The organism is Streptosporangium sp. NPDC049046 (assembly GCF_040649155.1).
GTDB lineage: Bacteria > Actinomycetota > Actinomycetes > Streptosporangiales > Streptosporangiaceae > Streptosporangium.
This window is the reverse complement of sequence record NZ_JBEZEZ010000054.1, coordinates 26192-35550: the sequence shown is the minus strand read 5'-3', so window position 1 is coordinate 35550 and position 9359 is coordinate 26192. Positions and strand designations below refer to the sequence as shown.

The following is a 9359-nucleotide window of genomic DNA, read 5'->3' as shown; positions in this document are numbered from 1 at the left end:
CCGGATCGGGGTGGGGTGCGGCGGGCGGGGGTGTCGTCGTTCGGGATCAGTGGGACCAACGCGCATGTCATCCTCGAACAGGCACCCGACGACCCGGAACCCGAGGACCTCCCGGACGATGAAGGCCCGGTGCCGCTCGTCCTGTCGGCGAAGACCGGGACGGCGCTGCGGGCGCAGGCCGGGGCACTGCACGATGTCCTCACCTCGGGCACGGCGCCCGGCCTGCGCGACATCGGCCTCACCCTCGCCAGGCGCCCCAGGTTCGAGCACCGGGCCGTCGTCGACGCCGACGAGGAGAACGCGGTGGCAGCGCTGGCGGCGCTCCGCGACGGCGAACGCCATCCCCGAGTCGAGGCAGGACGCGCACTTCCCGACCAGCGCCTCGCGTTCCTCTTCTCCGGGCAGGGCACCCAGCGGACCGGGATGGGCGCGGAACTGCTGGAGACATCCGCACCCTACGCGAAGGCGTTCGACGAGATCTCCGCGTCGATGGAGCCGCACCTGCGTGTCGGCCTGCGGGAACTGGTCACCGGCGACGCGGACCGGCTGCGGCGGACCCGGTACGCACAGCCCGTGCTGTTCGCCCTGGAAGTCGCCCTGTACCGGTTGGCCGAGTCCCATGGGCTGCGGCCGGACTTCCTGATCGGCCACTCCGTCGGCGAACTCGCCGCGGCCCACGTCGGGGGCGTCCTGGACCTGGACGATGCCTGCGCGCTGGTCACCGCGCGGGGCAGGCTCATGCAGTCCGGCAGGGAGGGCGGGGCGATGGCCGCCTTCTCCGCCACCGAGGCCGAGGCGGCGGAGCTGGCCGCCACCTCCGGCGGCAGGGTGGAGATCGCCGCGGTCAACGGCCCCGCGGCGGTGGTGCTGTCCGGTGACGCGGACGAGATCGACCGCCTGGTCGGGCGATGGAAGAAGACCGGGCACAAGGCCGCGCGGTTGAAGGTCGATCACGCCTTCCACTCCGCGCACATGGACGGAGTCCTCGACGAGTTCCGCCGGGTGGTGTCCGGACTCTCCTTCCACACCCCCCACCTCCCCGTCATCTCGACGGTGACCGGAACGCTCGCCGGCGAGGGGGAGATGTCGGCGCCGGACTACTGGGTCGCCCAGCTTCGCGGAGCGGTACGGTTCGCCGACGCGGTGCGCGCCGCACACCGGTCAGGGGTGACCCGGTTCGCCGAGCTGGGGCCGGACGGATCGCTCGCCGCGATGGCGCGGGAGAGCACCGACGGGGTGCTCGCCGTACCCCTGCTACGGCCAGGCCGACCGGAGGCGGCCACCTTCGGGGCCGCGCTGGGCGCGTTGCACGCGGCGGGGGTTCCGGTCGACTTCGGTCCGTTGCTGGCCGGTGGCCGGCTGGTGGACCTGCCCACTTACCCGTTCGAGACACGGCACTACTGGCTCCTGCCGGCCGAGGACGACGGGCGGCCCGCCACCTATGGGCTGGACGCCTCCCCGCACCCGCTGCTCACGGCCTCGACCGAGTTGCCGGACGGCGCACGGCTCTTCACCGGCGCGCTGTCCGCGCGCAGACAACCGTGGCTGGCCGAGCACCGCGTCGACGGACGGCTGCTCGTCCCGGCCGCGGCACTGGCCGAGCTGGCTCTGGCGATCGGTGCGAGCATCGGCCGCCCCGCGCTGGGCGATTTCGTGATGCGCACGCCGCTGGAGCTGGACGGCTCCGCGGAGACCCAGCTCCAGGTGAGCGTGTCCCCGGCAGGGGAGCTCACCGTGCGCGGCCGCGCGGCGGGCACGGAATGGACCTCCCACGTCACCGCGATGCTCACCGACGCGGAGATCACCCCCGGCCGCGCGGCAACGCCCTTCGAGTCCGGCACCCGCCTCGACGAGGGCGGCCTTGAGGCGACCTACCGGCTGCTGGCCGAGCACGGCTACGATTACGGGCCGGCGTTCCAGGGGTTGGGCGCGGCCTGGCTGAACGGGGCGGATCTCTACGCCGAGGCGGAGCTTCCCGCGCCGCTCCGGGGCGAGGCCACCCGGTACGGTCTGCACCCGGCTCTTCTCGACGCCGTCCTGCACACGATCTCGCTGCATGGGATCGACGGGCCGCGGCGCGTCCCCTACGCCCTGGACGGGGTACGGCTGCACGCCGCGCACGCGACCAGGGTGCGGGCCCATCTGACCCCGGTGGACCCGGACACCTACCGGATCGACCTGACCGGCGACGACGGGCAGCCCGTGCTGACCGTGGAACGGCTGCGGCTGCGCCCGCTGCCGTCCGCGGCGGGGCTGTATCGCCTCCGCTGGGAGGCCGTGGCGCCGCCGGTGCCCACGACTGGTGACCTCACGGTGAACAGATCTCTCCCCGAGCGGCTCACCGGCACCGTGCTGCTCGCCCTCACCGACGACGGCGACGATCCGTACGCCGAGGTGGAGAGGGCGCGCCAGGCCGTCCGGCGTTGGCTGGCCGAGGCGGAGGACGGACTGCTGGTCTTCCTCACCCGAGGTCTCGCCGTCGACGACGGCGAGACGGCGCGCCTCTCGGCCGCCGCGTTGTGGGGCCTGGTAAGGGCGGCACGGGCCGAGCATCCCGGCAGGTTCGCGCTGCTGGACATCGGCGACGACGAGGCAGCCGATCCCGCGCTGCTCGCGGCGATCGGTACCGAACTGCCCGAGGCAGCGCTCCGTGACGGCGTACCGCGGGTTCCCAGACTGTCGCCCGAGCCCGAGCCCGAGACCGGAGCGGGAGCGGGAGCCGAGCCCGAGGCCGGAGCCGAGCTCGACTCCGGACTCAGGACCATGACCGAGTTCGGATCCGAGCCCGAGCCTGGAACCGAGTCCGGAGCCGCGGCGGACGGAGCGGCCTGGCCGCGTAGCGCCGCGGGTGGCACCGTGCTCATAACCGGCGGCCTCGGCGCGCTCGGCCGCCGGATCGCGCGCCATCTCGTCACCCGGCACGGCGTGAGAAACCTCCTGCTGGTCAGCCGTCGCGGCGAGGGACACCCCGACGCCGCCCACGTCGAGGCCGAACTGGCCGCACTCGGCGCCCGCGTCGCCATCCGGGCCTGCGACCCGTCCGACCGGGACGCCCTCGCCGATCTGCTGACCGCGCCGGACACCCCGCTGACCGGTGTGGTGCACGCCGCGGGTGTCGTCGAGGACGCGGCCGTCGAACGGCTTCCCGCCGACGCGCTCCGCCGGATGATCGAGGCCAAGGCCGTGGCAGCCGGCAACCTGGACGAGGCCACGCGCGGTACGGAACTCGACGCGTTCGTGCTGTTCGGATCGGTCGCCGGCGTCGTCGGCACCGCGGGGCAGGGCGGATACTGCGCGGCCAACGCGGCGCTGGAGGCGATCACCCACCGCAGGCGGCTGGCCGGCGGGCACGGAGTGACCGTCCACTGGGGGCTGTGGGACATCGGCACCGGCATGGGCGCCGGGCTCACCGAACGCGACGTCGCCCGCCTCGGCAGGGCGGGCATCAAGCCGATGGGCGAGGCCGAGGGGATCGCGCTGTTCGACCGTGCCCTGTGGCTGGACGCCGCCGCGGTGGTCGCGGCGCACCTCGACCCTCGGGCGGTGGAACGGCACCGCGGCCCCGTCGCCGTCCGGCGGGCACCGGACACAGCAAACACAGCGAACACGACGGACGCGTCGGCCACGCCGGCGCAGGACACCTCCCACCTGGTGCTCGACGCGGTCGCGGCGGTGCTCGGACACGCCGGCGGCGCGGAGGTCGACCCGGAACGCTCCTTCAGCGACCTCGGTTTCGACTCCCTGACGGCGGTGGAGCTGCGCGACCGGCTCAGTGGCGAGCTCGGTGTCCGCCTGCCGGGAACGATCGTCTTCGACCATCCGAACCCGGTCGCCCTGATCCGTTTCCTCGACGAGGTGACGGGCGCCGGAACGAGGGACGAGCCGAAGGACCCGGCCGTGCCGCGCGGTGCCGCCGACGACGCGATCGCGATCGTCGGCATGGCTTGCCGGTTCCCCGGCGGGGTGCGTACCCCGGCAGAGCTGTGGGAGTTGCTCGTCTCGGGGGGTGACGCCATCTCGGAGTTCCCCGCCGACCGTGGCTGGGACCCGGATCTGTTCGACCCCGATCCCGAGCGCTCGGGGACCTCCTCCACCCGGCACGGCGGTTTCCTGCGCGACGCCGCCGAGTTCGATCCCGGGTTCTTCGGGATCAGCCCGCGCGAGGCACTCGCCGTCGACCCACAGCAGCGACTGCTGCTGCAGACAGCGTGGGAGGCGGTGGAGGACGCGGGGATCGACCCGGCCGCCCTGCGCGGCACGCAGAGCGGCGTCTTCGTCGGCGTCATGTACTCCGACTACGGCGCGCGGGTGCACCAGCGCCGCGGTACCGCCGGGGATCTGGAGGGATACCTGGTGAGCGGCAGCGCGGGCAGCGTCGCCTCCGGCCGCATCTCCTTCACCCTCGGCCTGGAGGGGCCGGCGGTGACCGTGGACACCGCCTGCTCCTCGTCGCTGGTCGCGGTCCACCAGGCGGCTCAGGCGCTCAGGTTGGGCGAGTGCACTCTCGCCCTGGCCGGCGGCGTGACCGTCATGGCGAGCCCGGCCACGTTCATCGAGTTCAGCCGACAGCGCGGCCTGGCACCCGACGGCCGCTGCAAGCCGTTCTCGGCCGATGCGGACGGTACCGCGTGGGGTGAGGGCGTCGGGCTGCTCGTCCTGGAGCGGCTCTCGGACGCCCGCCGCAACGGGCACCGGGTGCTGGCCGTCGTCCGCGGTTCCGCGGTCAACCAGGACGGCGCCAGCAACGGCCTCACGGCGCCGAACGGACCCTCCCAGGAGCGGGTCATCCGCGGTGCCCTGCGCAGCGCGGGACTGCGGCCCGCGGACGTGGACGTGCTGGAGGCGCACGGCACGGGAACCAGGCTCGGCGACCCGATCGAGGCCGGCGCGGTGCTCAACACCTACGGTCGCGACCGCGAGGACCGGAGCCCGCTGCTCATGGGCTCGGTGAAGTCGAACATCGGGCACACGCAGGCCGCCGCGGGGGTCGCCGGGATCATCAAGATGGTGCTCGCCATGCGGCACGGGCAGGTCCCGGCCACCCTGCACCGGGGAAGGCTCACCGAGCACGTCGACTGGTCGGACGGCACCGTGTCCGTGCCCGCCGAGCCGGTCGCCTGGCCGGACACGCCGGGGCCGCGCAGGGCGGCGGTCTCGTCGTTCGGGATCAGCGGCACCAACGCCCACGTCGTCCTCGAGTCGGGTGAGGAGACACCCGTGGCGGCGGGCGACGGCGCCACCGACGGCGCTGTCGACGGAGCGGTGGTGCCGTGGGTGCTCAGCGCCCGTGACGCGGCCGGGCTGCGGGAGCAGGCGGTCCGTCTCAGGCGGCACGTGCTCGCCACCCCCGGTCTGCGGGCCATCGACGTCGCCCTGTCCCTGGCGACGACGCGGACCGCCTTCGAACGGCGGGCCGTGGTGCTCGGCCGCGACCGGAGCGAGCTGCTCGCCGGCCTCGGCCACCTCATCGACGGCACCGCGACGCAGCCCGGGGCATTCCCGGCGGTGCTCACGGGCACACCGGCGCGCGGCGGGACCGCCGTGCTGTTCACCGGCCAGGGCAGCCAGCGCGTCGGCATGGGAGCCGCGCTGTACGGCTCGTTCCCGGCGTACGCGCGGGCCTTCGACGAGGTCTGCGCCGAGTTCCGCAGGGTGGACGGCACGGACGTGGCCGGAGTGGTGTCCGGGGACATCGCCGCGGGGCCGATCGACCAGACCCGGTACACCCAGGCCGCGCTGTTCGCGGTGGAGGTCGCGCTGTTCCGGCTGCTGGAGTCGTGGGGGTTGCCCGCCGACCTCCTCGCCGGGCACTCCATCGGCGAGATCACCGCAGCCCACGTCGGTGGCACGCTGAGCCTGCCCGACGCGGTGGCACTCGTCGCGACCCGCGGGCGCCTGATGCAGGAACTCCCCGCAGGAGGCGCGATGACCGCGGTCCAGGCCGACCTGCCGACCGTGGAACGGCTCGTCGCCGAGACAGGGGCGCGCGTTGACGTCGCGGCGGTGAACGCGCCCGGCTCCGTGGTGCTCTCGGGCGACACCGGAGCCGTCGAGGAACTGGCCGGCGTCCTGGCGGTGAACGGGCACCGCACCAGGTCGCTCACCGTCAGCCACGCGTTCCACTCCGCGCACATGGAGCCGATGCTCACGGCCTTCCGCGAGGAGATCGGCGACCTGCGCGCCGTACCGGGGACCCGCACCGTGGTGTCCACGCTGACCGCGCGAGAGAGCGGGGCGGACACACTCGGGTCGGCCGCGCACTGGGCCGCCCAGGTACGCGGGACCGTGCGGTTCGCCGACGCGGTCGGCCGGATGCGGGAGCTGGGCGCGGCGCGCTTCCTGGAGGTCGGGCCGGACGCCGCGCTGACCGCGATGGTCCGGCAGCACGACCTGGGAGAGGACGTCGTGGCGATCTCCGTGCTCGACCGCAGGCACGACGACGGGTTCGCGCTCTGGTCGTTCGTGGCGCGGGCCTTCATCGCGGGTGTCGCCTGGGACTGGCGGGCGCTGCTCGGCGGAAACAGCGAGAACGACAGAAACAGCGAGAACAACGGAAACGGCAGGAATGCTGGAAACGGCGTAAATGCCGTCATCGTTCCGCTGCCCACCTACCCCTTCAAGCGAGAGCGCCTGTGGCTCCTGCCGCCGGCCGAAGACGGGACCGCCGCCGGAATCGGCGCCGAGGATCCGGGCCACCCGCTGCTCACCGCCTCGATCGCCGTGCCGGACGGAGCACAGACCCTCTACACGGGAGTGCTCTCCCAGCGGCGGCAGCCGTGGCTGGCGGACCACGCGCTGGCGGGTACGCCGGTCCTCCCGGCCACCGCCCTCGTGGATCTGCTGGGATGGCTGGCGGATCGGCACGGCATGACGACGGTGCGGGAGCTCACGCTGCACGCCCCCGTCACGGTCGGTGCGGAGGAGGAGGTGCACCTGCGGGTCACGGTGGCGGACGCCACGGTGCGGATACACGCGCGCTCTGGCGGGGAACAGGCCGACGGCGAGTGGACCCTGCACGCCGAGGCCGTGCTGGACGGTGAAGGCCCCGTACCCGGCTGGTCAGGTCACCGCCCGCCCGAGGCACGCGCGGTGGACGTCACGGGGATCTACGAGGTCTTCGCCGAGCGTGGGTACGACTACGGCCCGGCGTTCCAGGGCCTGCGCGCACTGTGGACGACCGGGGACGAGCTCTACGCCGAGGTGGACACCGGCGGCGACCTCGTCCCGGGGTTGCTTGACGCCGCCCTGCACGCGTGGATCGCCGACGCGGGCGAGGCGGTGGAGGGAGGCGTCCAGGTGCCGCACACCTGGCGGGAGGTGCGCGTGCACGGCCTGCCACGAGGGCCGCTGCGGGTCAGGATCCGGCACACCGGTGAAGGGACGTTCGCCCTCGACGTAGTCGACGCGGCCGACGCGGACGGCCCGACCGGCAGGGGCGGCACCGTGGCGCGTCCGGTGCTGTCGGCCGGTGAGGTCCGGGTGCGCAGGGTCGAGGAGAGTGCCCTGTCACGCGGCGGGTTCGCGGCCCGGCCGTACGAGCTCGCCTGGATCCCCGCTCAGCCGGCCGCCACGGCACCGGCGGGCGAGGAGGGCGGCGGGCACGGCGAGGACACGATCGTGCTGACCTCCGGCGTGCACGGCCTGCACCTGCCGTTCGCCACGATCTCCTACGAGGCGGAGCAGGACGACCCGGCCGCCGCCGTCCGCGCCTGCCTTCTGGCGGTCCGCGAGAGCATCCTCACGCTGCCCGAGCGGACACACCTGGTGGTGGTGACGCGCGGGGCGGTCGCGGTGGACGGTGACGACCGGCTGACGGGGCTGGCGGAGGCCTCGCTGTGGGGCCTGGTCCGCGCCGCACGCAGGGAGTACCCCGGACGGATCAGCATCGTCGACGTCGACGGGCACGGGGAGTCGTCCGCGCTGCTGTCGCGCGCGGTGGCGGCCAGGCCCGGTGAGCTCGCCATCCGCCGGGGAGAGGCGTTCCGGCCGCGCCTGCGCGCGGTGACGGGCTCACCCGGGACCCCACCTGAGCTCGGGACGGGCACCGTGCTGGTGAGCGGCGCCGGCGGCGCGCTCGGCGCCGCGGTCGTCCGCCACCTCGTCGCCGAGTACGGCGCCCGGCATCTCCTGCTGGTCAGCAGGCGCGGCGACGCCGATCCGGCGCTGCGCGCCCTCGCCGGGGAACTCGGCGACCGGGCGCGGATCCGGACGGCCGCGTGCGACCTCGCGGACACGGCGGCCACCGAGGCACTGCTCGCCGGTGTCGACCAGGACAGGCCGCTCGGTGCCGTGTTCCACATAGCCGGCACGCTCGACGACGCGGTGCTGGAGAACACGACCGGCGAGCGGCTGGAACGGGTCCTGCGCCCCAAGGTGGACGCGGCCTGGAACCTGCACCGCCTCACCGGGGATCTGCCGCTGACGGCGTTCGTGCTGTTCTCCTCGGTCGCGGGCGTGCTGGGCAACGCCGGGCAGACGGGCTACGCGGCGGCGAACGCCTTCCTGGACGCGCTCGCCCACCACAGGCGGGCGGCGGGCCTGCCGGGCGCGTCCCTCGCCTGGGGGCTGTGGGAGACCGGATCGGACACCGGGATGGCGGCCGGGCTCGACGGAGCGGCGCGGACCAGGCTCGACAGGCTGGGCATCCACGCGCTGCCCGTCGGCGCGGGGCTGGATCTGCTCGACAGGTCGCTGGCGAGCGGCCTGGCCGTGGTGGTACCCGCCTGGTTCGATCGGGCGGCGCTCGCCCGCAGACAGGACGACCTTCCCGACGTGCTCGGTGACCTGGTTCCCGCCCGGCCCGCCGTGGCGGCCGTGCCGCTCGCCCGGCGCCTGCACGGCATGGACGAGACCGTGTCGCGCGCCGTGGTGCGCGACACGGTCGCCGGCCGGGTCGCGGAGGTGCTCGGGCTCGCGGGACCGGCGCAGGTTCCCGACGACCGGGGACTGTTCGACCTGGGTCTCGACTCGCTGACGGCGATCGAGCTGCGCGACCGGCTGGGCGCCGAGGTCGGCGAGCGGCTTCCCGCGACCGTGCTGTTCGACCACCCGACCGTACGGGCGCTGACCGAGCACCTGCTGGAGCACCTGCTGGAGCACAGCGCCCTCGCCCGGCCCGCGTTCGACACGACGGCGCTGGACACCTGGGTCTCCTCGGCCTCGGACCTGGACCCCGGCCACCGGCGTCGCGTCGACCTGGTCCGGGCGCTGCGGGCCGCGCTGAACGCGCTGGACACCGGCGAGACCGCCGTGAACGGCGCGGGAGAGCCGCTCTTTGGTGTGGATTCAGCGTCCGATGATGAGCTGTTCGGGCTGCTGGACCGAGAACTGAGCGACTGATCCGACGTCTCTGGCACTTT

General features: G+C 74.2%; 1 protein-coding gene. It reads left to right on the top strand.

What is annotated here, in order from left to right; all coding sequences use genetic code 11:
* The first annotated feature begins 30 nt into the window (after positions 1-30).
* Positions 31-9339 (top strand): type I polyketide synthase, encoded by a 9309-nt coding sequence (locus tag AB0B96_RS39390; protein WP_362907230.1) that lies wholly within the window; start codon positions 31-33, stop codon positions 9337-9339.
* Positions 9340-9359: the final 20 nt, after the last annotated feature.